General features: G+C 69.7%; 19 protein-coding genes. 11 read left to right on the top strand and 8 right to left on the bottom strand.

Annotated features, from left to right (window positions below):
* The first annotated feature begins 280 nt into the window (after window positions 1–280).
* Together ACX12L_RS17150 and ACX12L_RS17145 are read left to right on the top strand one after the other, a co-directional pair.
* Window positions 281–2020, top strand: a complete 1740-nt coding sequence (locus tag ACX12L_RS17150; RefSeq protein ID WP_459263666.1) for a methyl-accepting chemotaxis protein — start codon at window positions 281–283, stop codon at window positions 2018–2020.
* Complete coding sequence (locus ACX12L_RS17145; protein ID WP_459263665.1) at window positions 1998–3200, top strand: EAL domain-containing protein; 1203 nt, start codon at window positions 1998–2000, stop codon at window positions 3198–3200. Before ACX12L_RS17150 ends, ACX12L_RS17145 begins: the two co-directional genes overlap by 23 nt.
* Window positions 3201–3261: 61 nt before the next feature.
* On the opposite strand, the gene ACX12L_RS17140 is transcribed toward ACX12L_RS17145, so the two are convergent.
* The 5 genes from ACX12L_RS17140 to ACX12L_RS17120 all read right to left on the bottom strand — a co-directional run bounded on the left by ACX12L_RS17140 (window position 3262) and on the right by ACX12L_RS17120 (window position 8957).
* Window positions 3262–4515 (bottom strand): M20/M25/M40 family metallo-hydrolase, encoded by a 1254-nt coding sequence (locus ACX12L_RS17140; protein ID WP_459263664.1) that lies wholly within the window; start codon window positions 4513–4515, stop codon window positions 3262–3264.
* On the bottom strand, window positions 4512–6287 hold the full coding sequence (gene uraD / locus ACX12L_RS17135) for a 2-oxo-4-hydroxy-4-carboxy-5-ureidoimidazoline decarboxylase (protein ID WP_459263663.1): 1776 nt from the start codon (window positions 6285–6287) through the stop codon (window positions 4512–4514). The genes ACX12L_RS17140 and uraD overlap by 4 nt, the downstream gene beginning before the upstream one ends.
* A gap of 64 nt (window positions 6288–6351) precedes the next feature.
* Window positions 6352–7314 carry an allantoinase PuuE gene (gene puuE, locus ACX12L_RS17130; protein WP_459263662.1) on the bottom strand — a complete coding sequence of 321 codons (963 nt, stop codon included), beginning with the start codon at window positions 7312–7314 and terminating at the stop codon, window positions 6352–6354.
* Window positions 7311–7988, bottom strand: a complete 678-nt coding sequence (locus tag ACX12L_RS17125; protein ID WP_459263661.1) for a GntR family transcriptional regulator — start codon at window positions 7986–7988, stop codon at window positions 7311–7313. The genes puuE and ACX12L_RS17125 overlap by 4 nt, the downstream gene beginning before the upstream one ends.
* A 54-nt stretch (window positions 7989–8042) precedes the next feature.
* Window positions 8043–8957: a LysR family transcriptional regulator gene (locus ACX12L_RS17120; protein ID WP_459263660.1), complete on the bottom strand. Its 915-nt coding sequence runs from the start codon at window positions 8955–8957 to the stop codon at window positions 8043–8045.
* A 126-nt stretch (window positions 8958–9083) separates the two neighbouring features.
* Between ACX12L_RS17120 and ACX12L_RS17115 the strand changes: the two genes are divergently transcribed.
* The 3 genes from ACX12L_RS17115 to ACX12L_RS17105 all read left to right on the top strand — a co-directional run bounded on the left by ACX12L_RS17115 (window position 9084) and on the right by ACX12L_RS17105 (window position 12570).
* Window positions 9084–10151, top strand: a complete 1068-nt coding sequence (locus ACX12L_RS17115; protein WP_459263659.1) for a tartrate dehydrogenase — start codon at window positions 9084–9086, stop codon at window positions 10149–10151.
* A 34-nt stretch (window positions 10152–10185) separates the two neighbouring features.
* Complete coding sequence (locus ACX12L_RS17110; protein WP_459263658.1) at window positions 10186–11169, top strand: tripartite tricarboxylate transporter substrate binding protein; 984 nt, start codon at window positions 10186–10188, stop codon at window positions 11167–11169.
* A 78-nt stretch (window positions 11170–11247) separates the two neighbouring features.
* Window positions 11248–12570: a glycerate kinase type-2 family protein gene (locus ACX12L_RS17105; protein ID WP_459263657.1), complete on the top strand. Its 1323-nt coding sequence runs from the start codon at window positions 11248–11250 to the stop codon at window positions 12568–12570.
* Window positions 12571–12594: 24 nt separating this feature from the next.
* Here ACX12L_RS17105 and ACX12L_RS17100 read toward each other — a convergent pair whose 3' ends face one another.
* Window positions 12595–13491, bottom strand: a complete 897-nt coding sequence (locus tag ACX12L_RS17100; RefSeq protein WP_459263656.1) for a LysR family transcriptional regulator — start codon at window positions 13489–13491, stop codon at window positions 12595–12597.
* 193 nt (window positions 13492–13684) lie between these two features.
* Here ACX12L_RS17100 and ACX12L_RS17095 point away from each other — a divergent pair, with 193 nt between their 5' ends.
* Both ACX12L_RS17095 and ACX12L_RS17090 read left to right on the top strand, forming a co-directional pair.
* Window positions 13685–15013 carry an aspartate aminotransferase family protein gene (locus ACX12L_RS17095; RefSeq protein WP_459263655.1) on the top strand — a complete coding sequence of 443 codons (1329 nt, stop codon included), beginning with the start codon at window positions 13685–13687 and terminating at the stop codon, window positions 15011–15013.
* 51 nt (window positions 15014–15064) lie between these two features.
* Complete coding sequence (locus ACX12L_RS17090; RefSeq protein WP_459263654.1) at window positions 15065–15955, top strand: amino acid ABC transporter substrate-binding protein; 891 nt, start codon at window positions 15065–15067, stop codon at window positions 15953–15955.
* Between the two features lie 77 nt (window positions 15956–16032).
* Here ACX12L_RS17090 and ACX12L_RS17085 read toward each other — a convergent pair whose 3' ends face one another.
* Complete coding sequence (locus ACX12L_RS17085; RefSeq protein WP_459263653.1) at window positions 16033–16962, bottom strand: LysR family transcriptional regulator; 930 nt, start codon at window positions 16960–16962, stop codon at window positions 16033–16035.
* A gap of 110 nt (window positions 16963–17072) precedes the next feature.
* Between ACX12L_RS17085 and gcl the strand changes: the two genes are divergently transcribed.
* From gcl to glxR, 3 genes are read left to right on the top strand one after another with little or no spacing between them, the layout of a single operon-like run.
* A complete protein-coding gene (gene gcl, locus ACX12L_RS17080) occupies window positions 17073–18863 on the top strand; it encodes a glyoxylate carboligase (RefSeq protein WP_459263652.1) in 1791 nt (596 codons plus the stop codon).
* 29 nt (window positions 18864–18892) lie between these two features.
* Window positions 18893–19693 carry a hydroxypyruvate isomerase gene (hyi, locus tag ACX12L_RS17075; protein WP_459263651.1) on the top strand — a complete coding sequence of 267 codons (801 nt, stop codon included), beginning with the start codon at window positions 18893–18895 and terminating at the stop codon, window positions 19691–19693.
* A 47-nt stretch (window positions 19694–19740) separates the two neighbouring features.
* Window positions 19741–20655 carry a 2-hydroxy-3-oxopropionate reductase gene (gene glxR / locus ACX12L_RS17070; protein WP_459263650.1) on the top strand — a complete coding sequence of 305 codons (915 nt, stop codon included), beginning with the start codon at window positions 19741–19743 and terminating at the stop codon, window positions 20653–20655.
* Between the two features lie 10 nt (window positions 20656–20665).
* Here glxR and ACX12L_RS17065 read toward each other — a convergent pair whose 3' ends face one another.
* On the bottom strand, window positions 20666–21577 hold the full coding sequence (locus tag ACX12L_RS17065) for a LysR family transcriptional regulator (RefSeq protein WP_459263649.1): 912 nt from the start codon (window positions 21575–21577) through the stop codon (window positions 20666–20668).
* A 112-nt stretch (window positions 21578–21689) separates the two neighbouring features.
* On the opposite strand from ACX12L_RS17065, the gene ACX12L_RS17060 reads away from it, so the two are divergent.
* The gene (locus ACX12L_RS17060) at window positions 21690–22886 is read left to right on the top strand and encodes an alpha-hydroxy acid oxidase (protein ID WP_459263648.1); all 1197 of its coding nucleotides are present in this window, start codon (window positions 21690–21692) and stop codon (window positions 22884–22886) included.
* The last annotated feature ends 17 nt before the right edge of the window (window positions 22887–22903 follow it).

Here is a 22903-nt window from a genome sequence, read left to right as displayed (position 1 = left end):
TGCGCCTGACGCTGCGCAGTAACAGCTCTATCTCGGCAAACTTCTCTCGGCTGATGTCGCTCGGGTATTGCTTTCTTTTCACACCCCTATTGTCTGAGGTCGGAAGATCGCAAACAGGCTCTCAGAACCTGTTCACGGTCTTTTCATGCGTACCCCATGAAAAGACCGTGAACAAGTTCTCATAGGCCATCTCTTGAAAAGCGATAGAAATTATCTTTCGTTCATAATGTTTGCATTCATATAATCGAAGTTACTATTTCTAACAAAAGAAAGGCCTCCCATGCCGTTTTCCCGAATGACAGTCGCCGCGCGCCTGTACGCCGGGTTTGGATTGATCCTGGCACTGCTGGTCATCGTCACCGGCATCGCGATGGCCAAGGTCGAGCGCATCAACAGCGCGTTGCGCGCCAACAGCGAAGAGCACGTGAAGGTGCAGCGCTACGCCATCAACTTCCGCGGCTCGGCGCATGACCGCTCCATCGCCGTGCGCGACGTGGTGCTCGGCAGTACGCCCGCCGCGCGGCAAAAGGAGATCGCCACCATCGCCTCCTTGGCCGCCTTCTACGCGGAATCCGCCGGTCCGCTGGAAAAGCTCGTCGCGCGGCCGGGCGCCGAGCCCGAGCTGGCCCGGCTCTATGCCGGCATCCGCGACATCGAGGCCCAGGCCGTCGCCACCACCCAGGCCATCGTCGCCCAGGCCGAAGCGGGCGATGCTGCCGCGCGCGAGACGCTGTGGAACCAGGCCAAGCCCCAGTACGTGCAGTGGCTGGCGGCGATCAACCGGCTCATCGACTTCGAGGAGGCACGCATCCAGGCCGAGAACCGCACCGCGCTGGAGCAGGCGGGCAGCTTCCTGGCCGTGATGCTCTCGGCGCTGGTGCTGGCGCTGCTGATCAGCGGCGCGGTGGCATGGACCGTGGCCCGCAGCATCCTGCGCCAGCTCGGCGCCGAGCCGGGCGCGCTTGCCGAGGTGGCGCGCCACGTGGCGCAGGGCGACCTGGGGCCGGTGGCCGGCGCCGCGCAGGCGCGCCCGGGCAGCGTGCTGGCCTCGCTGGGGGCCATGCAGGCCAGCCTGGCCGCGGTGGTTGGCAAGGTGCGCCAGGCATCCAACGCCGTGACCACGGGCTCGCAGGAAATCGCCGGCGGCAACGCCGGGCTGCTGCAGCGCACCGAGGAACAGGCCGCCAACCTGCAGCAGGCGGCATCGTCGATGGAGCAGATGACCTCCTCGGTCAGGAACAATGCCGACGTGGCGCGCCAGGCCACGCAACTGGCCGCTTCCGCCAGCGACACCGCGCACAAGGGCGGTGCCGTGGTCGGCCAGGTGGTGAGCACGATGGACGAGATCACCGCCAGCTCGCGCAAGATCGCCGACATCATCGGCGTGATCGACGGCATCGCGTTCCAGACCAACATCCTGGCGCTCAACGCGGCCGTGGAGGCCGCGCGCGCCGGCGAGCAGGGCCGGGGCTTCGCCGTGGTGGCGGGCGAGGTGCGCAGCCTGGCCCAGCGCAGCGCCGTGGCGGCCAAGGAGATCAAGGCGCTGATAGACACCAGCGTCTCCAAGGTCGAGGAGGGCTCGCGCCTGGTGGGCGACGCCGGTACCACCATCGGGGACATCGTGGCCCAGGCGCAGCGCGTGGCGGCGCTGATCGCGCAGATCAGCACCGCCACGGCCGAGCAGACCGAGGGCATTGCGCAGGTGGGCGACGCCGTCACCCACCTGGACCAGGCCACGCAGCAGAACGCGGCCCTGGTCGAGCAGAGCGCCGCCGCGGCCGATGCCCTGCAGCAGCAGGCCGCGCAACTGGCCAAGGCCGTGAGCGTCTTCAAGCTGGACGGCGATGCGGTGGCGCAGGCGCAGGCGCTGCCTGCCGCGCAGCTACGGCCCGCTGCGGCCCAGCCCGTGGCCGGCAAGGCGCAGGCCCGCCCCCTGGCGCCGCGCGCCGCACCGGCCAGGCTGCCCGAACCGGGCCGCGCCAGGCAGGAGGCCAACGATGCCGAATGGGAATCCTTCTGACGCCAGACGGCGGCAGGCGGCCACCGGCGTGCTGGCCATCGCCATGCCCGGCGCGGCGCGCCTGGAGGCCATCTTCGGCGAGCGGGCGGCGCGGCTGGCGCTGCGGGAACTGGGCGATGCCGCCGACGCTCTGATCCGCCGCCTGCTGGCCCAGCACGAGATCCTGGAGCGCCACCGGCAGGACGCGGCCGGACGCTGGTCGGTGCTGTTCCGCCTGCGCCGCAACGCGCTGGCGCGCGACCTGCAGGAAACCTGCGGCGCCATAGAGGCCGCGGGCCGCGGCCTGGCGCAGCCGCTGCCGGCCCAGGTGCTGGGCGCGGGCACGGGAATGCGCATGCCGCTCGGGCTGCTGGCGCGCCCGCTGGCCGCGGATGCCTGGGCCGCGCAGGGCGGGCAGTGCCCGCCCGGCTGGCTGCAGCCGGACCTGCTCGCCCCGCCCGGCGGCGTCCTGGAGGAAGGGGCCGCCGAGGCCGTGGAGGCCATCCTCGCAGGCCGACAGGGCGTGCGCACGCTGCTGCAGCCCATCGTGCGCATGCGCGACCGCGCCGTCGTCGGCTACGAAGCGCTTTCCCGGGGGCCGCAAGGCAGCGCGCTGGAGCAGCCGGACCGGCTCTTCGCCGCCGCAGGCGCCTGCGGCCGCACGGTGGACATGGAGCTGCACTGCGCCGCGCTGGCGCTGCGGCGCACCCGGGGGCGACTGCCGCCGGGCCGCTTCCTGGCCCTGAACCTGGGGCCGCAGGCCCTGGCCTGCGCCACGCAGCGGCTGCCGCTGCAGAGGCGCAGGGACGTGCTGTTCGAACTGACCGAGCACCTGCCGCTGGACGGGGCCATGGAGCTCTCGGCCGCGGTGGCCGGCCTGCGCGCGCAGGGCTTCGGCCTGGCCCTGGACGACACGGGCTGCGGCTTCGCCGATCTCGATACGGCACGCGTGCTGCGGCCCGGCATCGCCAAGCTGTGCATCACCGTGGTGCGCCACGCGGGCCAGGGGACCCCGCTCGACGCGGACATCGCCGGCTCCGTCGCGCAGCTGCACCAGCTGGGCTGCCGCGTGCTGGCCGAGGGCGTGGAGACGCAGGCGCAGCACGACGCGCTGTGCGCCTGCGGCATCGAGCTGGCGCAGGGCTGGCTGTATGGCCGCCCCGCGGCGGTGGACGATGTGCTCCCGCCGGTTTTGGCATGAAAAAGGCCGCCAGGCCTTGTGTGGAAAGCGCTGACAGCTCTGTTTTCAGGAGCGATTGGCCTCAGGCCAGCAGGTCGTGCAGCGTGCGCGCCACCACCTTGGTGGCGCGGCGCAGGTCTTCGAGCACGATGCGCTCGTCGGCGCGCTTGGCGTGCGATTCGAGCACGGTGCGCGGGCCCGCGCCGTAGATCACGCCCGGGATGCCGCGTTCCACGTACAGGCGCACGTCGGTGTACAGCGGCGTGCCGACGGCCGGGGGCCTGGTGCCGAACACGGCCTCGCCATGCTGCTGGATCGCATCGACCAGGGGCTTGTTGCCCGCCAGCGGCGTCATGGCGTTGGCCAGCAGCAGGCGCCTGATGTCCACGCGCACGGCGTCGCCGCCCTGGTAGCCGCGCTCGGCGTTGAACCGCTCCACGGCCTGGGCGATCACGGTGCGGATGCCGGCCTCGACCTCGGCGGGGTTTTCCTCGGGGATCATGCGGCGGTCGAGCTTGAGCACCACCTTGCCGGGGATGACGTTGGTGTTGGTGCCGCCCTCGATGCGGCCGATGTTCAGGTAGGGGTGCTTGATGCCCGGCACCCTGGACGTGACCTGCAAGTACCGCGTGTTCTCCGCGTACAGCGCGTTCATGACGGCGACCGCGCCCTGCAGCGCGTCCACGCCCGTGTGCGGCACGGCGGCGTGGGCCATCTTGCCGTGCACGGTGACTTCCATCTGCAGGCAGCCGTTGTGCGCCGTGACCACTTCGTAGGAGAAGCCGGCCGCGATCATCAGGTCGGGCTTCGTCAGCCCCTGCTCCAGCAGCCAGCCGGGGCCCAGGAGGCCGCCGAATTCCTCGTCGTAGGTGAAGTGCAGCTCGATGTTCCCCTTCGCGGGCCTTGCCACGGCCTCCAGCGCGCGCACCGCGAAGGTGAAGGTGGAGAAGTCGCTCTTGCTCACCGCGGTGGCGCGGCCGTACATGGCGCCACCGGCGATCTCGCCGCCGTAGGGGTCGTGCGTCCAGCCCTCGCCCGGGGGCACCACGTCGCCATGGGCGTTGAGGGCCACGGTGCGCCCGCCCTGGCCGTAGGGGCGGCGCACGATGAGGTTGGTGATGCTCTGCATGCCGTAGGCCTTCACGTCGGCCTCGGGCACGGCGTGCCTCTCGGCGTCGAAGCCGTAGTCCTTGATCAGCTCGGCCGTGCGTTCGGCGTGCGGGGCGTTGTTGCCGGGCGGCGTGTCGGTGGGCACGCGCACCAGCGCCTGCAGGAATTGCACCTGCTCGTCGAAGTGCTGGTCGATCCAGGCGTCCAGTCGTTGGTAAATGCTCATGCTGTCTCCTGCGCGAGTTGGTTCAATACATGTGTGAATGCGTCCACGGCCAGCTGCATGTCGTCGGCGGTGGAGGATTCGAGCGGGTTGTGGCTGATGCCGCTGTTCAGGCCGCGCACGAACAGCATGGCCTGGGGCATGACCTCGTGCAGCTTCATGGCGTCGTGGCCCGCGCCGCTGGGCATGCGGTACAGCGGCACGCCCAGGGCCTGCACGGCGGCCTCCCAGCGCTGCTGCCATGCGGGCGCGCTGGGCGCGGCGGCGGCCTTCATGGACAGCTCGGCCTTGTACTGCAGGCCGCGGCGCCGGGCGATCTCTTCGAGCTTTGCGAGCACGTCGGCCGCCATGGCGTCGCGCTGCGGGTCGGTGGGTGCGCGCATGTCCATGCTGAACTGGCAGCGGCCCGGCACCACGTTGATGGAGCCGTTGGGTACCTGCAGCATGCCGATGGTGGCCACGCTGTCGCCGTCCCGCGCGGCGCGCTGCTCCATGTACAGGGCCAGCTCGGCCACGCCCAGGGCGGCGTCGCGGCGGCGGTCCATGGGCGTGGTGCCGGCGTGGCTGGCCATGCCGGTCGTCTCGCACACGTAGCGCACGCCGCCGTTGATGGAGGTGACCACGCCCAGCGGGATGTCCAGCTCGTTGAGCACCGGTCCCTGCTCGATGTGCACCTCGACGAAGCCCAGGTACTGCGCCGCGTCGCGCCGCAGCCTGGGGATGTCGGCGATGCACAGGCCCGCGTGCTCCATGGCCTCGCGCATGGTGATGCCGTCGGCATCCTTCTGGTCCAGCCATTCCTGTTTGAAGTCCCCGATCAGCGCGCCGGAGCCCAGGAACGTGGCCTTGTAGCGCTGGCCTTCCTCTTCCGCGAACGCGACGACTTCGATGCCGAAGGGCAGGCGCCTGTGCTGGCGGTGCAGCTCGCGCACGCAGGCCATGGGCACGAAGATGCCCAGGCGCCCGTCGTACTTGCCGCCGTTGCGCACGGTGTCGTAGTGGCTGCCGGTGATGAGGTACTTGGTGCCGGGCGTGGCGCTGTGGTAGCGGCCCACCACGTTGCCCACGGCGTCGATCTCCACCTCGTCGAAGCCGCAGTCGCGCATCCAGTGGCTGATGCGCTGGGCGCAGGCGCGGTGCGCGTCGGTGAGGTAGGTGACGGTGAGCTGGCCCAGCTCGGCATAGCCCGGGTCGGTGTGCGCGCTGAGCTTTTCCTGCCAGTCCCACACGTCGTTGCCCAGCACCGGCTCGTAGCCGAACTTGTCGTTCAGGCGGATCTCGGCGATGCGGTGGATGTTGCGCAGCGCCTCGGCGCGCTCGAAGTCGGGGTGGTTCGAGAGGCGCCGCGCGAAGGTGTCGATGATTTCCTTCTTGCGTAAACCCGTGCCGCGCGGGCCGCGCACGGCCAGGATGAACGGGAAGCCGAAGCGCGCGTTGTAGTCCGCGTTGAGCTGCTGGATGCGCGCGAATTCCTCGGGCGTGCAGTCCGTCAGGCCCGCCTTGTTCTGCTCGTTGGTGGATTCGGCGGTCAGCGCCTTGCTGACCATGGCCTTGCCCGCCAGCTCGGGGTGGGCGCGGATCAGGCCGAGCTGCCGCTCCGGCGCCGCCTGGGCCAGCACCTGCACCATGGCGTGCTTGATGTGTGCCAGCGACCGGAAGGGGCGCTGGGCGAGCGCTGCCTCGGCGATCCAGGGCGAGTGCTCGTACAGGCCGTCCAGCAGGGCCGCGGCCTCGGCGGCGGGGGCGGCGTTCAGTTGTTCCAGGGTCGAGGCCATGGTGTCTCCTATCAAAAAGTGAGCTGCCAGCGCTTGCTGGACAAGCGCTGGAGGCTGTTTTCTCTTATATGGCGGGCTGGGGAAAGCGCTGCGCCCAGTGGCGCGCGATGTCGATGCGCCGCGCCACCCACACGTGGTCGTGGCGCTGGACGTGGTCCAGGAAGCGCTGCAGCGCCGCGATGCGCCCGGGGCGGCCGAGCAGGCGGCAGTGCATGCCTATGCTCATCATCTTGGGTGCGTCGTCGTCGCCGGCGGGGTCGCCCTCGGCGTAGAGCACGTCGAAGGTGTCCTTCATGTACTGGAAGAACGGGTCGGCGTGCGAGTAGCCCTGGGGCAGGGCGAAGCGCATGTCGTTCACGTCCAGCGTGTAGGGCACGACGAGCTGGTGGTGCGTGCCGCCGCCGGTCTTTTGCACCTTCATCCAGAACGGCAGGTCGTCGCCGTAGTAGTCGCTGTCGTAGGCGAAGCGCCCGTCGTCGGCCACCAGGCGGTGGGTGTTGGGGCTGTCGCGGCCCGTGTACCAGCCCAGGCCGTGGTCGCCGCCGTGGCCGTACAGCTCGCCGAAGATCTCCATGCACTGCGCCATGTGGGCGCGCTCGACCTCCTCGGGCACGTCCTGGTAGTGGATCCACTTCAGGCCGTGGCAGGCCACCTCGTGGCCCAGCTCGTGGAAGGCCTGGGCCACCTCGCGGTGCCGTTGCAGGGCCGTGGCGACGCCGAACACGGTCAGCGGCAGGCCGCGGCGCTCGAACTCGCGCAGCAGGCGCCACACGCCCGCGCGCGAGCCGTATTCGTAGATGCCCTCCATGCTCATGTGGCGCGCGGGGTAGGCGGCCGGGTTGAACATCTCGGACAGGAACTGCTCGCTGGCCGCATCGCCGTGCAGCACGCAGTTCTCGCCGCCTTCCTCGTAGTTCAGCACGAACTGCACGGCCACGCGCGCCTGGCCGGGCCACTCGGGGTGCGGGGGCGTGCGGCCGTAGCCGGCGAGGTCGCGGGGGTAGGGGCTGCAGGCGTCGTAGGTCATGGGGCTATGGCGGAGAGGGCCATGGAGAGGTCGTTGGTCGGCAGGTCGCGGTCGAAGGTCAGGCCCGCTTCCACGTTGTCCAGGTGCTGCTGCATGAGCAGCACGGCGGCGGCCGTATCGCTGCCGGCCAGCGCGGCCACGATGGCCTCGTGCTCCTCGTGCGAATGCGCGGCCGCCGTGGTGGACTGGTACATCAGCGTGATCAGCGCGCAGCGCGAGAGCAGCTCGCCCAGCAGCTGGGCCAGCACCTCGTTGCCCATGAGCTCTGCGATGCGCACGTGGAAGTCGGCCAGCAGCTCGGTGCGCTGGCCCACGTCCTCGCGCTCCATGGCCTTCTGCTCGGCGGCCATATGCACCTTGAGCGCGCGGATCTTGGCCGGCGTCTTCTGCGCCATGAAGGCGCGCACCATCTCGGCCTCGAGCATGCGGCGCACGGCGAACACCTGGCGCGCCTCCTCCACCGAGGGCGTGGCGACGAAGGCGCCGCGCGCCGGCTCCAGGCGGATCAGCCGGTTCTGCGACAGTTGGAACAGTGCCTGGCGCACCAGGGTGCGCGACACGCCGAAATGGTCTGCCAGCTTCTGCTCGGCCAGCTTGGTGCCGGGCCGCAGCCGGTGCTCGACGATGGCGCGGGTCAGGCTCTCGACGATGAAACCAGTGGTAGATGTTTCCATCCGGCCATCATAGACCCAGAGCACAACTTTTGTATACAGTTTCTGTGAACTGCCCTAGAAACTCGGCGTGAACGCGCTGAAGTGCTCGGCCGCGAAGTCCACGAAGGCCCGCACCCGCGTGGTGGCCGCGTGCCGCTGCGGGTACACGGCGTGGATGTCGGCCGGGGGCGTCTGCCAGTCCTGCAGCACCTGCACCAGCCGGCCGCTGCGCAGGTAGCGCGCCACGTCCCATTCGGCGCGCATGACCAGCCCCAAGCCGGCCAGGGCCCAGTTCACGGCGATCTCGCCGTCGTTGGTGGCCAGGTGGTTGCGCAGCCTGACCGACTCGTGCTTGCGCGGGCCGGCGAAGCGCCACACGCCGTGGGCGTCGTCCCCCTGGCGGATGTCGATGCAGTCGTGCTGCTGCAGGTCGGCGGGCCTGGCCGGCGTGCCGCGCCTGGCCAGGTAGGCGGGCGCTGCGCACAGCAGCCGCCGGTTGGGCGCCAGGCGCCGCGCGATCACGCGCGCGTCGGGCGGCTCGCCGAAGCGTATGCACACGTCGAACCCGTCGTCCGCCAGCGGCGGGGGCTGCACCGACAGCTGCAGCTGCAGCTGGATCTGCGGGTACCGGCGCACGAAGGCCGGCACCAGCGGCGCGATGTGGCTGCGCCCGAAGCCCAGCGTGGCGTTCACGCGCAGCAGCCCCTGCGGGGTGGACTGCATGTCGGCCACGAGCTGCTCCATGGCGTCGATCTCCGCCAGGATGCGGCGCGCGTGCCGCAGGTAGGTCTCGCCCTCGGCCGTCAGGTGCAGGCGCCGCGTGGTGCGGCTCACCAGCCGTACGCCCAGGCGCGACTCCATCTGCGCCAGGCGCTTGCTGGCCGCCGCCGTGCTGATGCCTTGCTCGCGCGCGGCGCCCGACAGGCTGCCCAGGCGCGCCAGCAGGCTGAAGAAGGCCATCTCCGACGGGGCGCTGGAAGGGGTGCTCATTGTTGAATGAAAGTTAACGATGGCATCACTTTAGCGGCATGCCGCAGCGGTGCGCCATCGGTAGATTCCGGGCCATGCCATGCGTTTCGCGTGGCCCGGACCCAACCCCAAGGAGCACGCATTCCCATGACCAAGACCTATCGCATCGCCTGCATTCCCGGCGACGGCATCGGCAAGGAAGTCATCCCCGCGGGCCAGGAGGTGCTGCAGGCGCTGGCCGCCTCGCAGCCCGGCCTGGCCTTCGAGTTCACCAGCTACGGCTGGGGCGGCGACTGGTACCGCGAGCACGGCGAGATGATGCCGGCCGACGGCCTGCAGGCGCTCAGGGACAAGGACGCGATCCTGTTCGGCTCGGCGGGCGACCCGCACATTCCCGACCACGTCACGCTCTGGGGCCTGCGCCTGAAGATCTGTCAGGGGTTCGACCAGTACGCCAACGTGCGGCCCACGCGCATCCTGCCGGGCATCGACGCGCCGCTCAAGCGCTGCGCCCCCGCGGACCTGGACTGGGTGATCGTGCGCGAGAACTCCGAGGGCGAATACGCCGGCGTGGGCGGGCGCGTGCACCAGGGCCACCCGCTGGAGGCCGCCACCGACGTGAGCATGATGACCCGCGCCGGCGTGGAGCGCATCATGCGCTTCGCGTTCAGGCTGGCGCAGAGCCGCCCGCGCAAGCAGCTCACCGTCATCACCAAGAGCAACGCCCAGCGCCACGCCATGGTGATGTGGGACGAGATCGCCACGCAGATCGCCCGGGAGTTCCCCGGCGTGAAGTGGGACAAGGAGCTGGTGGACGCCGCCACCGCGCGCATGGTCAACCGCCCCGCGACGCTGGACACCATAGTCGCCACCAACCTGCACGCCGACATCCTGAGCGACCTGGCCGCCGCGCTCGCGGGCAGCCTGGGGATAGCGCCCACCGGCAACATCGACCCCGAGCGCCGCTACCCCAGCATGTTCGAGCCCATCCACGGATCGGCCTTCGACATCATGGGCAAGGGCCTGGCCAATCCCGTGGGCACGTTCTGGAGCTGCGTGATGCTGCTGGAGCACCTGGGCGAGCAGGCCGCCGCCCGGCGCCTGATGCGCGCCGTGGAGCAGGTGACCGCCGACCCGCAGCTCCACACGGGCGACCTGGGCGGCAAGGCCACCACCCGGCAGGTGACCGACGCGGTCTGCGCGCGGTTCGCCTGACATTCCCCGAGAACCAAGCGAAGGAGACGACACCATGACGACGCATCGCATCCACAAGCGCGCCTTCCTCGGCGCCCTGGCGCTGGCCGCAGCGGGCTGGGCATCCTGCGCCGCGGCGCAGGCCTGGCCGGCCCGGCCGGTGAGCATCATCGTGCCTTTCCCGGCAGGGGGCACGACCGACGTGCTGGCGCGCGCGCTGGGGCAGGAACTGTCCAAGACCCTGGGCCAGCCCGTGGTGGTGGAGAACAAGCCCGGCGCCGGCGCCACGCTGGGCGCGGACTACGTGGCCAAGGCAAAGGCCGACGGCTACACCCTGCTCATGGGCGCGGTGCACCACACCATCGCCACCAGCGTGTACAAGAAGCTCGGCTACGACTTCGAGAAGGACCTGGCCCCCATCACCACCGTGGCCCTGGTGCCCAACGTGCTCGTCGTGAACCCGCAGGTTCCCGCCAGGACGGTGCAGGAACTGCTGGCGCTGGCCAAGGCACAGCCCGGCCTGCTGACCTACGGCTCCAACGGCGCGGGCACGGGCCAGCACCTGATCGGCGCGCAGTTCGAGGGCATGAGCGGCGCGCAGCTGCTGCACGTGCCCTACAAGGGCAGCGGGCCGCTGACCACCGACCTGCTGGGCGGGCAGATCGACATGTCGTTCGACACCGTCACGCCCGTGCTGCCGCACATCAAGGCCGGCAAGCTGCGTGCGCTGGCCGTCACCACGGCCAGGCGCTCGGTGGCGCTGCCCGACGTGCCCACGCTGGACGAGGCGGGTCTCAAGGGCTTCGACATGGGCACCTGGTTCGGCATGCTCGCGCCCGCGGGAACGCCCAGGGACGTGGTGGCGCGGCTGAACGCCGACATGGCGAAGATCATCCAGTCGCCCGATTTCCGCAGGAAGATGGACGACATCGGCGCCGTGCCGATCGGCGACACGCCCGAGCAGATGGCGCGCAGGATCCACGAAGACACCGCGCGCTTCGCCAGGCTGGTCAAGGATGCCAAGGTATCGCTGGATTGAGAAAGCAGTTTTGACCCGCCTGCGGGCTTTGCGCGGCGGGTGCTCTTCCATAATGTCCGGCAGGAGACACCGCACACCATGACCGCGACACCCCAGGCGCCCAGCGCGAACCCCCAGGCCTTCCTGCTCGACCTGTTCCGCGTGGCGGTGCAGCGCGCCCAGCCGCTGCACAGCATGGGGCAGCATCTGCCGCCGGTCCCCAAGGGCCGCACGGTGGTGCTGGGCGCGGGCAAGGCGGGTGGCTCCATGGCCCAGGCGCTCGAAGCCCTGTGGCCGCAGGACGCGCCGCTGTCGGGGCTGGTGGTCACGCGCTACCACCATGTCCCGCCGCGCCCCGAGGGGCTGGCGCAGCGCATCGAGGTCGTCGAGGCGGCCCACCCCGTGCCCGACGCCGCGGGCCTGCAGGCGGCCGAGCGCATCCTGGCGCTGACGCAGGGGCTGACCGGGGACGACCTGGTGCTGTGCCTGATCTCGGGCGGCGGCTCGGCCCTGCTCACGCTGTCGGCCGAGGGCCTGGACCTGCCCGGCAAGCAGCGCATCAACAAGGCGCTGCTGGAGAGCGGCGCGGCCATCTCCGAGATGAACTGCGTGCGCAAGCATCTGTCGCGCATCAAGGGCGGGCGCCTGGCCGCGGCCTGCGCGCCGGCGAAGGTGGTCACGCTCACCATCAGCGACGTGCCCGGCGACGACCCGTCCATCATCGCCAGCGGCCCCACGGTGCCCGACGCCTCGACCTGCGCCGATGCGCTGGCGATCCTGGACCGCTACCGGATCGAGGTGCCCGCCGCCGTGCGCGCCGCGCTGCAGACGGGCGCGCTGGAGACGCCCAAGCCGGGCGACGCCTGCTTTGCCGGCCACGAGGTGCACCTGATCGCCACGCCCCGGCAGTCGCTGGAGGCCGCGGCGGCGGCGGCGCGCGCGGCCGGCATGGAGGCCCACATCCTGTCCGACGAGATCGAGGGCGAGTCGCGCGAAGTGGGCAAGGTGCATGCCGCGCTGGCGCGCGCCGTGGCCCAGCGCGGCCAGCCGTTCGCGCGCCCCTGCGTGATCCTGTCGGGCGGCGAGACCACGGTCACCATCCGCCCGCAGCAGCCCGGCACCCCCAGGGGCCGCGGCGGGCGCGCCGGCGAGTTCTGCCTGGGCCTGGCCCAGGCGCTGCAGGGGCAGGAAGGGGTGTGGGCGCTGGCGGCCGATACCGACGGCATCGACGGCGTGGAGGACAACGCCGGCGCCCGCGTGGCGCCCGACACGCTGAACCGCGCCGCCGCGCAGGGCCTGCGCATCGGAGGGTACCTGGACCGCAACGACGCCTATGGCTACTTCGAGGCGCTGGGCGATCTGGTCGTCACGGGGCCCACGAATACGAATGTGAACGACTTTCGGGCCATCCTGGTGCTGTAGGCCGAGGGCTTGCGCCGCCGCTCGTCATCGAGCGGCGGCCATGCGGCTCCACACGCGTTCCACCATCGGACGCGTGTTGTGGCGCAGCCGGAAGGCGACGACGTCCACATGGGTGCACCAGCGTGCATCCGCAGCGGGCACCAGCGACGGAAAACGGCCCTGCGCTACGCAACTGTCCGGAAGCCAGGCCAGGCCCATGCCTTTTTCCGCCATGGATGCGAGCACATCCGTCATCGCCGACTCGACCACGGTAGGTCCATGCAGCGATGTGCCCTCGGCGTCCAGTACCGAGCGCACCACGCGCGAGAAATAGACGGTCGGCGAATACATCAGCAGCGGCGCGGGATGGCCGGCCGTGTCCGGCAGCGCAAAGCGCGGCGACCTGTCGGTTGCGCTGGTCACCACGCTGTAGGGGCGCACTTTTTCCGTGCCCAGCAGGAGGTGTTCGTGGCGGCTCAGATCCGGCGCGATGGGGCTGGCCGCGTGGAGGTAGCCGATCACCAGATCCACCGACCCCTCGGACAGCGCCTGCATGGTGTCGAGCACGTTTCCAGTGCTCACGGAGAGGCGTGCGTCTAGCCCCCGGCTCCAGTCGTCCCACCACGGCGAAAGCCGGGTGGCGGCCAGCGCATAGGGCATGGCCAGCTTCACGTTGTTGCTGGCGTTTGCGCCTGCCGCCTCGGCGCGCACGTCATCGATCTGTGCGAGCAGCGCCACGGCCGATGCCCGGAAGCGCTCGCCCGCCTCGGTAAAGCGCAAGGGAAAGCAGGTGCGGTCGACCAGCGCCGTGCCCAGCCATTGCTCAAGCGCCTGGATGCGCCGGCTGAACGCCGCTTGCGAGACATTGCGCAACTCCGCTGCGCGCGTGAAGTTGCGCACATCCGCCAAGGTCACGAAGTCCTGAATCCAGCGGGTCTCCATTCGTCCTCCTTCAGGTGTCTGCGAACTTCGCATTGTCACGGCCGTCATCACACCAAACCGGCGCGCGCCATGCAATCGGTTTTGCGTATGGCCCATGCGCGCCGCCCATGGCGCGATTTGCGCGAATGGCATTGGACGCCCCCGCGCCCGCCCGAAATACTGGGCCCATCCACACACTCCCAAGGACAGCGCAATGGACACCCAGCTCAGAGAAGCCGCCAAGGAATTCATGGTCCGCTACGGCGGAGACACCTTTCCCAGCCTGTTTCGCAGCGCCAAGGGCTGCGTTGTCACGGACGACACCGGCCGCGAGATCCTGGACTTCACCTCCGGCCAGATGTGTGCCACCATCGGCCACAACCATCCGGCCATCGTCCAGGCCGTCCACGAGGCCGGCGAGAAGGCCTACCACATGTTCAGCGGGATGATCCCCGAGGTCGTGGCCCGGCTCGCACAGACCATGGCCCGGGACTGGATGCCCCAGGGCCTGAGCAAATCCATCTTCATCAATACCGGCTCCGAGAGCAACGAGGTGGCGTTGCGCATGGCCAAGATGTACACGCAGGGCTTCGAGATCCTGGCAGTGGGCGGCTCCTGGCATGGCGTGACCGGCGCGGCGTCGGCCGCGTCCTTCGCCAGCGACCGCAAAGGCTACGGCGTGCACGTGCCCGGCGTCTTCGTCATGCCCGAGCCCAACATGTACCGCCCCTACATCCAGGGGCTGGACGGCGAGGCTTCGGCCCTCGCCTGCCTGGAACTCGGCCTGAAGATGTACGACATGGCCAGCACCGGGCGGCGCGCAGCCATCATCATCGAGCCCATCATCAGCGCGGGCGGCGTGCTGGTGCCGCCCAAGTCCTACATGCAGGCCCTGCGCAAGGCGGCCGACGAGCGCGGCATGCTGCTGATCTTCGACGAGGCGCAGACCGCGTTCGGGCGCATTGGCCACCGCCACGCAGCAGACTTCTTCGGTGTTACGCCGGACATCATGGCGGTCTCCAAGACCATGGGCGGCGGCCTTCCGCTGGCGGCCGTGTCCACCACGCCGAAGATCGAGGACGACATCCACGCCAAGGGCTTCACCTTCTACACCAGCCACGTGTCCGACCCGCTGCCCGCCAACGTGGGTCTGGCCGTGCTGCGCACCATCCAGCAGGAGCGCCTGATCGAGCGTGCCCAGAGCATGGGCGCCTATCTGCGTCGGCGCCTGGAGGAACTGCAGTCGCGCTACGAGGCCATTGGCGACGTGCGCGGCGAAGGCATGCTGCTGGGCGTAGAACTGGTCAAGAGCCGCGAGACGCGCGAGCCCTACCACGCGCTGGGCGCCATCACCACGCAGCGCTGCTACGAGCTGGGCCTGAGCATGAACATCCGGCGCCGCCCGGAGCGCGGTTCGGTGTGGCGCATCGCACCGCCCCTCACCGCCACGCAGGGCGAGATCGACCGCGGCGTGGACATCCTGGATGAGGCGCTGCGCCGCAGCCTCGACGAGATCACCCGCAACCGGCTGGTCCCGGCCTGAGCGGTGCCTGCGGTCCGGAAGAGACAAAAGACATAGACCAAGGAGACAAGCATGCAACCCAATCCCATCGCATGGGGCGCCGTTCTGGCCACCCTGCTGCACCTGCCCTCCATCGCACAGCCACAGGGCACGTTGGAGAAAGTGAAGGCCAGCGGAGCCATCGTGCTCGGCGTGCGCGAAGCCTCGGCGCCGCTGTCGTACCTGCTGGGCAGCAGCCAGTACGTGGGCTATCACGTGGAACTGTGCGAGCGCATCGCCAAAAGCCTGTTCCCGCAGGCACAGGTCCGCTACCAGGCCGTGACCTCGCAGAACCGCATGCCGCTGGTTCAGAACGGCACGGTCGACCTGGAATGCGGCTCGACCAGCAACACGGCTTCCCGCAAGGAGCAGGTGGACTTCGCCAACACCACCTACATCACCGAGGCGCGTTACGCGGTGAAGAAAAGCTCGGGCATCGAGAGCACCGGGCAGCTCGCGGGCAAGACCATCGTCACCACCACCGGCACCACGCTGGTGCCGCGCCTGCGCAAGCTCGAGCGCGACGGCCTGAAGTTCAACCTCGTCATGGCCAAGGACCATGCCGAGAGCATGCTCATGGTGGCCCAGGGCCGCGCCGATGCGTTTGCGATGGACGACAACACGCTGGCCGGCAACATAGCCATGCTCCAGAATCCGCAGGATTTCCGCATTGTCGGCACGCCGCTCGGGCGTGAGCCCATCGCGCTCATGCTCAGGCGCAATGACGAGACCTTCAAACAAGCGGTGGACGCAGAGATCTCCAGGCTCATTCGATCAGGCGAACTGCGCGCCATGTACGACAAATGGTTCATGTCGCCCATTCCGCCGGCCAACGCCAGCCTGAACCTGCCGTTCCCTCCATCGCTCGAGACGGCCTTCTCACAGCCGAATTCCGATCCGGCCGAGGCCTACGCCATGCCGTAGGGCGGCTGGGCAGGCGCAACGGACAGATTTGCAAATTGGTTTTGCCTTCCAGCGCTTGCCCAGTAAGCGCTGGAAGCTCACCTTTTTGATGAGTCCTCGCGCGGCAGCTGCTCCCACCATTCCCTGCCGAAGCGCCCCTGCAGGAAGGCGATGAACGCCTGCACCTTCTGCGGCACCAGGCGCGGCGAGGGGTAGACGGCGTGGATCTCCTGCTCCGGCAGGCGGCAGGTCTTGAGCACCTCGACCACGCGGGCGGCCTTCAGCGATTCGTGGGCCACGTACCAGGGCAGGGCGGCGATGCCCATGTGCGAGCGCGCCGCGGCCAGCAGGGCCGACAGGTTGTTGGAGCGCAGCCGCCCCGTGACGGGCACCGACACCGCCTCGCCGCTGGCGTTGCGCAGCCGCCAGAGGTCATTGCCCTGCACGCTGCTGTAGATCAGCGTGGCATGCTCCTTCAGGTCGGACGGGCGACGCGGCGTGCCGTGCTTCTTCAGGTAGGCGGGCGAGGCCACGAGCACCCACGGGTTCACGCCCAGCGTGCGCGCGCCCAGGCTGGAGTCGGCCAGCTTGCCCAGGCGCAGCGCCACGTCGATGCCGCTGGCCACCAGGTCGGTGTAGCGGTCCTCGAAGCTCAGGTCGATCTGCACCTGGGGGTTGTGCTGCATGAACTCCAGCGCCAGCGGTACCACCACGCGCCGCCCGAAGGCGACCGAGCTGCCTATGCGCAGCTGGCCCTGCACCTGGCTCTGGCGCACCTTGACCACGTTCTCGGCCTCGGCCACGTCGTTCACGATGGCCTTGCATTTCTCGTAGTACAGCGTGCCCGGCTCGGTCAGGCTCACGCCGCGCGTGTTGCGGTTCAGGAGGCGCACCTTCAGGCGCGCCTCCATGGCCGCGACCTGCTTGGTCACCGTGGGCTGGGTGGTGGCGAATTCGCGCGCCACCTGGGTGAAGCTGCCGGTTTCCACCACCCGCACGAACATGTGCATGGCGTCCAGTTTGTCCATGGCCTGTCTCCTCGTTCATTCCTGTGTGGAATAAATTTTATGGCCCGTGGCCGCCTTCCGCTGCCGCCCCTGCTTGCCTAGAGTTGATCCAGCTTCAAGGAGATGAACCCATGGCAAGAATGAAAGCGATCGAGGCCGCGGTCTGCGTGCTGGAGAAGGAAGGCGTGAGCGTGGCATTCGGCGTGCCCGGCGCCGCCATCAACCCGCTGTACGCGGCGATGAAGGCGCACGGCGGCATAGGCCACATCCTGGCGCGCCACGTCGAGGGCGCGAGCCACATGGCCGAGGGCTACACCCGCGCCGTGGCCGGCAATATCGGCGTGTGCATAGGCACCAGCGGCCCGGCGGGCACCGACATGATCACGGGCCTGTATTCGGCCAGCGCCGATTCGATCCCCATCCTGTGCATCACCGGCCAGGCGCCGCGCGCGCGCCTGCACAAGGAGGACTTCCAGGCGGTGGACATCGCTTCCATCGCCAAGAGCGTGACCAAGTGGGCCACCACCGTGCTGGAGCCCGCCCAGGTGCCGCGCGCCTTCCAGCAGGCCTTCCACCTGATGCGCTCGGGCCGCCCCGGCCCCGTGCTGATCGACCTGCCGATCGACGTGCAGCTGGCCGAGATCGAGTTCGACATCGAGACCTACGAGCCCCTGCCGGCGTACAAGCCCGCGGCCACGCGCAACCAGGCCGAGAAGGCGGTCCGGATGCTCAACGAGGCCGAGCGCCCGCTGATCGTCTCGGGCGGCGGCGTGATCAACGCCGATGCGTCCGCGCTGCTCGTCGAGCTGGCCGAGCTGCTGAACGTGCCCGTGATCCCCACGCTGATGGGCTGGGGCACCATCCCCGACGACCATCCGCTGATGGCCGGCATGTGCGGCCTGCAGACCAGCCACCGCTACGGCAACGCCACCATGCTGGTGTCGGACTTCGTGCTCGGCATCGGCAACCGCTGGGCCAACCGCCACACGGGCTCGGTCGACGTCTACACCAAGGGCCGCAAGTTCGTGCACGTGGACATCGAGCCCATGCAGATCGGCCGCGTGTTCGCGCCGGACTACGGCATCGTCTCCGACGCCAAGGTCGCGCTGGAGAAGTTTGTGGCCGTGGCCAAGGAGTGGAAGGCCGCCGGCCGGCTCAAGGACCGCGAGGCTTGGGTCGCCGAATGCCAGGGCCGCAAGAACAGCGTGGAGTACCTGCGCAAGACGCAGTTCGACGACGTGCCCATGAAGCCCCAGCGCGTCTACCAGTGCATGAACCGCAACCTGGACAAGGACACCTGCTACGTCTCCACCATCGGCCTGTCGCAGATCGCCGGCGCCCAGTTCCTGCACGTGTACAAGCCGCGCCACTGGATCAACTGCGGCCAGGCCGGCCCGCTGGGCTGGACGGTGCCGGCCGCCCTGGGCGTGCGCGTGGCCGACCCCGAGCGCAGGATCGTCGCGCTGTCGGGCGACTACGACTTCCAGTTCATGATCGAGGAGCTGGCCGTGGGCGCGCAGTTCAAGCTGCCCTACGTGCACGTGCTGGTCAACAACAGCTACCTGGGCCTGATCCGCCAGGCGCAGCGCGCCTTCAGCATCGACTACTGCGTGCAGCTGGCCTTCGACAACATCAACATGGACGAGGGCGAGGCATCGCGCGGCTACGGCGTGGACCACGTCAAGGTCGTCGAGGGCCTGGGCTGCAAGGCCATCCGCGTGCACCGCCCCGAGGACTTCGCGCCGGCCATGCGCCAGGCCGAGGCCTGGATGGCCGAGCACCGCACGCCCGTCGTCATCGAGTGCATCCTGGAGCGCGTGACCAACATCTCCATGGGCACCGAGATCGACAACGTGGTCGAGTTCGAGGAACTGGCGCACAGCAAGGCCGACGTGCCCAGCGCGCTGGCCCTGCTCGATTGATTCCTTCGCCCATTCACTGGAGACTTTTCATGCCCCGTTTTGCCGCCAACCTCAGCATGCTGTTCACCGAGGTGCCGTTCCTCGAACGCTTCGAGCGCGCCGCCCAGGCCGGCTTCGAAGCCGTGGAATTCCTGTTCCCCTACGCCCACACGGTGGACGAGATCAAGGAGCGCCTGGACGCCACGGGCCTCGAAATCGTGCTGCACAACCTGCCCGCCGGCGACTGGGACGCCGGCGAGCGCGGCATCGCCTGCGACCCCGCCCGCGTGGATGAATTCCGCGCCGGCGTATCCAAGGCCATCGCCTACGCCAAGGCCCTGGGCGTGCCGCAGCTCAACTGCCTGGCGGGCAAGGCGCCGGCCGGCGTCGATGCGGCCACGCTGCGCAGCACCTTCGTCGGCAACCTGCGCTTCGCCGCGGCCGCCCTCAAGGCAGCCGGCCTGCGCCTGCTGATCGAGCCCATCAACCCGTTCGACATTCCGGGCTTCTACCTGAACCGCACGGACCAGGCGCTGTCCATCCTGGACGAAGTCGGCGCCGACAACGCCTTCGTGCAGTACGACATCTACCACGCGCAGCGCACCGAGGGCGAGATCGCCAACACGCTGCAAAAGCACCTGGCGCGCATCGCCCACGTGCAGCTGGCCGATAACCCGGGGCGCAACGAGCCCGGCACCGGCGAGCTCAACTACCCCTTCCTGTTCGCGCACCTGGACCGCATCGGCTATGGCGGCTGGGTGGGCTGCGAATACAAGCCGGCCAACGGCACCGAGGCGGGCCTGGGCTGGCTGGAGAAGATTGCAGGAAAAAAGGCTGCAGTGCCCGCCTGACGGGCACCGGGCGCTATTCGTTTTGAAGAAAGACAGGAGAGAAAACCATGAACGCATCGTCCCTTAAGCTCGGCTTCATCGGCCTGGGCATCATGGGCGCACCCATGTGCGGCCATCTGATCGCGGCCGGCCACCAGCTGTTCGTGCACACGCGCGGCAAGGTGCCGGGCGCGATCGCCGAGAGCAGCGCCACCCAGTGCACCACGGCGCGCGGCGTGGCAGAGCGCGCCGACATCGTCTTCCTGATGCTGCCCGACACGCCCGACGTGGAGAAGGTGCTGTTCGGCGAGGACGGCGTGGCCGCGGGCCTCAAGGGCGGCAGCGGCAAGGTGGTGGTGGACATGAGCTCCATCTCGCCCGTGGCGACCAAGGACTTCGCCAGGCGCATCGAGGCCGTGGGCGCGCGGTATCTGGACGCGCCGGTCTCCGGCGGCGAAGTGGGCGCCAAGAACGCCACGCTGTCCATCATGGCGGGCGGCCATGAGGATGTGTTCGAGCGCGTCAGGCCCCTGTTCGAAAAGATGGGCAAGAACATCACCCTGGTGGGCGGCAACGGCGACGGCCAGACCGCCAAGGTGGCCAACCAGATCATCGTGGCGCTGAACATCGAGGCCGTGGCCGAGGCGCTGCTGTTCGCCTCGCGCGCCGGCGCCGACCCGGCCCGCGTGCGCCAGGCGCTGCTGGGCGGCTTCGCCTCGTCCAAGATCCTGGAGGTGCATGCCGAGCGCATGATCCGCCGCACCTTCGAGCCGGGCTTTCGCATCGCGCTGCACCAGAAGGACCTGAACCTCGCCCTGTCCGCGGGCAGGGAGCTGGGCGTGGCCCTGCCCAACACGGCCACCGCGCAGCAGCTCTTCAGCGCCTGCGTGGCGCACGGTGGCGCGGGCTGGGACCATTCGGGCATGGTGCGCGCGCTGGAGGCCATGGCGAACTTCGAGGTCGGCCAGAAGCCGGCCGCCTGATGGCCCTGCATCATGGCCCCGCCGCGCCGGCGAATGCCGGGGCGGCCGAAAAATCCACCTGCGCCTGCACCAGAGGCTGCATGGCCGCAATCAGCGCGCGCGCGTCGCCGCGCCGCCACTGGAAGGCATAGTGCAGCGGCGCCAGCGGCGTACCCGCGCCGGCGGCGCGCAGCTGCAGCGCACCCACCCAGTCCGCGGGCAGGAAGCCCACGCCCACCCCTCGGCGCAGCATGCCCGCCACGGCGCCCCAGCTGTTGCACTCGATGCGCTCGTGCACCGTGGCGCGGTTGGCCAGCAGCCAGTCGTCCAGCAGCCGCGTGGTGCCTGCGGTTTGCGGCAGCGTGACCAGCGGGTGGCGCCGCAGCAGCGCCGCGGCGCCCAGGCGGCCCGCGCCCGGCAAGCCCGGCGCCACGGCCCAGGAAAAGCGCGCCGCCGCCACCGGCTGCGACAGCAGTTCGCTGCGCGACGAGCGGCCCGCGATCACGGCGAAGTCCAGCTCGCCGTCGGCCAGGCGGCGCTCCAGCACGCGGCCCACGTCCACCACCGGCTCCAGGCCCAGCTGCGGGTGCGCCTGCCGCGCCGCTGCCACGAAGGCCGGCAGCCAGGTCAGCGCCGAGAGGTCGCCCACGCCAAAACGGCAGCGGCCGGTGAGCGCCGCGCGTGCGTCCAGCGCCTGGCCCAGCGCCGCCATGGCGTTGAGCACGCCCAGCGTGGCGGGCAGCAGGCGCTCGCCCGCCTCGGTGAGCACGGCGCGGTGGCCGCTGCGGTCGAACAGCGGCTGGCCCAGCGCGGCCTCCAGTTCGGCGATGCGCTTGGACAGCGACGACACCGACAGGTGCACGCGCTCGGCCGCCGTGGCGAAGTTGGCGCAGGTGGCGGCCCACCAGAAGGCTTCGAGCTGCTTCACCGAGGGCTGGGGCATGACGGTATTTGTTTCTGAAAAGCGAACGTATCCATTCTAAATATCTCGCTTTTCTTCATGAAGATGCAGGCCTAGAGTCGGCGCCATCCGTTTGCCACCCCCCATTCCTGCCATGGCCTCCTACGCCGAGCCCTCACCCGTGACCCTGCCCGCCGCGCTGCGCGGCATGCTGTCGCTGCATGACTTCGAGGCCGCCGCGCGCCGGCGCCTGCCCCGGCCCATCTTCGGCTACATCGCCGGCGCGGCCGAGGACAACGCGTCGCTGCGCGACAACCGCGAGGTGTTTGGCGAATACGGCTTCGCCACCCGCGTGCTGCGCGACGTGTCGCGGCGCTCGCAGGCGGTGGAGCTGTTCGGCCAGCGCTACAGCAGCCCGTTCGGCATCGCGCCCATGGGCATCAACGCGCTGTCCGCCTACCGGGGCGACCTGGTGCTGGCGCGCGCGGCGCAGCGCGCGGGCATCGTGTCCATCATGAGCGGCACCTCGCTGATCCCCATGGAAGAGGTGGCGCGCGAAAGCCCGGCCACCTGGTTCCAGGCCTACATACCGGGCGACCAGGAGCGCATCGACGCATTGGTCGACCGCGTGGCGCGCGCCGGCTTCGGTACGCTGGTGGTGACGGTGGACATTCCCATCTCGGCCAACCGCGAGAACAACGTCCGCACCGGCTTCTCCACCCCGCTGCGTCCCAGCCTGCGCCTGGCGTGGGACGGCATGGTGCGGCCGCGCTGGGTGGCGGGTACCTTCCTGCGCACGCTGCTGCGCCACGGTATGCCGCATTTCGAGAACTCGTTCGCCACGCGCGGCGCGCCCATCGTGTCGTCCAGCGTGCTGCGCGACTTCTCGGCGCGCGACCACCTGAACTGGGGCCATATCGAGGCCATCCGCCGCCGCTGGAAGGGGCCGCTGGTGGTCAAGGGCCTGCTCAGCGTGGAGGACGCGCTGCAGGCCCGGCGCGTGGGCGCCGACGCCGTCGTGCTGTCCAACCACGGCGGGCGCCAGCTCGACGGCGCGGCCTCGCCCATGCGCGTGCTCGAAGCCGTGGTGGCGGCCGTGGGGCCCGATTACCCGGTGCTCATCGACAGCGGCTTCCGGCGCGGCTCGGACGTGCTCAAGGCCCTGGCGCTGGGCGCGCGCATGGTGCTGGTGGGCCGCCCCTTCAACTACGCCGCCGCCGTGGCTGGCGAGGCTGGCGTAGCGCACGCCATCGGCCTGCTGCAGGACGAGGTGGACCGCAACCTGGCCATGCTGGGCGTGACGGCCTGCGCCGAACTGGGGCCGCAGCACCTCGTGCGCCGGCGCGCCTGAATGAATTACCAACCCAA

This window comes from Alicycliphilus sp. T452, assembly GCF_054512775.1.
Note: the sequence above shows the minus strand (reverse complement) of the source record. Positions and strands in the feature narration are given on the sequence as shown.

Bases quoted from the DNA above. Each gene is read 5' to 3' on its own strand.
- ACX12L_RS17150 (WP_459263666.1), top strand. From the start codon at position 281: ATGCCGTTTTCCCGAATGACAGTCGCCGCGCGCCTGTACGCCGGGTTT.
- gcl (WP_459263652.1), top strand. From the start codon at position 17,073: ATGGCAAGAATGAAAGCGATCGAGGCCGCGGTCTGCGTGCTGGAGAAG.
- ACX12L_RS17140 (WP_459263664.1), bottom strand. From the start codon at position 4,515: ATGAGCATTTACCAACGACTGGACGCCTGGATCGACCAGCACTTCGAC.
- ACX12L_RS17065 (WP_459263649.1), bottom strand. From the start codon at position 21,577: ATGCCCCAGCCCTCGGTGAAGCAGCTCGAAGCCTTCTGGTGGGCCGCC.
- hyi (WP_459263651.1), top strand. From the start codon at position 18,893: ATGCCCCGTTTTGCCGCCAACCTCAGCATGCTGTTCACCGAGGTGCCG.
- ACX12L_RS17125 (WP_459263661.1), bottom strand. From the start codon at position 7,988: ATGGAAACATCTACCACTGGTTTCATCGTCGAGAGCCTGACCCGCGCC.
- glxR (WP_459263650.1), top strand. From the start codon at position 19,741: ATGAACGCATCGTCCCTTAAGCTCGGCTTCATCGGCCTGGGCATCATG.
- ACX12L_RS17085 (WP_459263653.1), bottom strand. From the start codon at position 16,962: ATGGACAAACTGGACGCCATGCACATGTTCGTGCGGGTGGTGGAAACC.
- puuE (WP_459263662.1), bottom strand. From the start codon at position 7,314: ATGACCTACGACGCCTGCAGCCCCTACCCCCGCGACCTCGCCGGCTAC.
- ACX12L_RS17120 (WP_459263660.1), bottom strand. From the start codon at position 8,957: ATGAGCACCCCTTCCAGCGCCCCGTCGGAGATGGCCTTCTTCAGCCTG.
- ACX12L_RS17100 (WP_459263656.1), bottom strand. From the start codon at position 13,491: ATGGAGACCCGCTGGATTCAGGACTTCGTGACCTTGGCGGATGTGCGC.
- ACX12L_RS17115 (WP_459263659.1), top strand. From the start codon at position 9,084: ATGACCAAGACCTATCGCATCGCCTGCATTCCCGGCGACGGCATCGGC.
- ACX12L_RS17060 (WP_459263648.1), top strand. From the start codon at position 21,690: ATGGCCTCCTACGCCGAGCCCTCACCCGTGACCCTGCCCGCCGCGCTG.
- uraD (WP_459263663.1), bottom strand. From the start codon at position 6,287: ATGGCCTCGACCCTGGAACAACTGAACGCCGCCCCCGCCGCCGAGGCC.
- ACX12L_RS17110 (WP_459263658.1), top strand. From the start codon at position 10,186: ATGACGACGCATCGCATCCACAAGCGCGCCTTCCTCGGCGCCCTGGCG.
- ACX12L_RS17095 (WP_459263655.1), top strand. From the start codon at position 13,685: ATGGACACCCAGCTCAGAGAAGCCGCCAAGGAATTCATGGTCCGCTAC.
- ACX12L_RS17090 (WP_459263654.1), top strand. From the start codon at position 15,065: ATGCAACCCAATCCCATCGCATGGGGCGCCGTTCTGGCCACCCTGCTG.
- ACX12L_RS17145 (WP_459263665.1), top strand. From the start codon at position 1,998: ATGCCGAATGGGAATCCTTCTGACGCCAGACGGCGGCAGGCGGCCACC.
- ACX12L_RS17105 (WP_459263657.1), top strand. From the start codon at position 11,248: ATGACCGCGACACCCCAGGCGCCCAGCGCGAACCCCCAGGCCTTCCTG.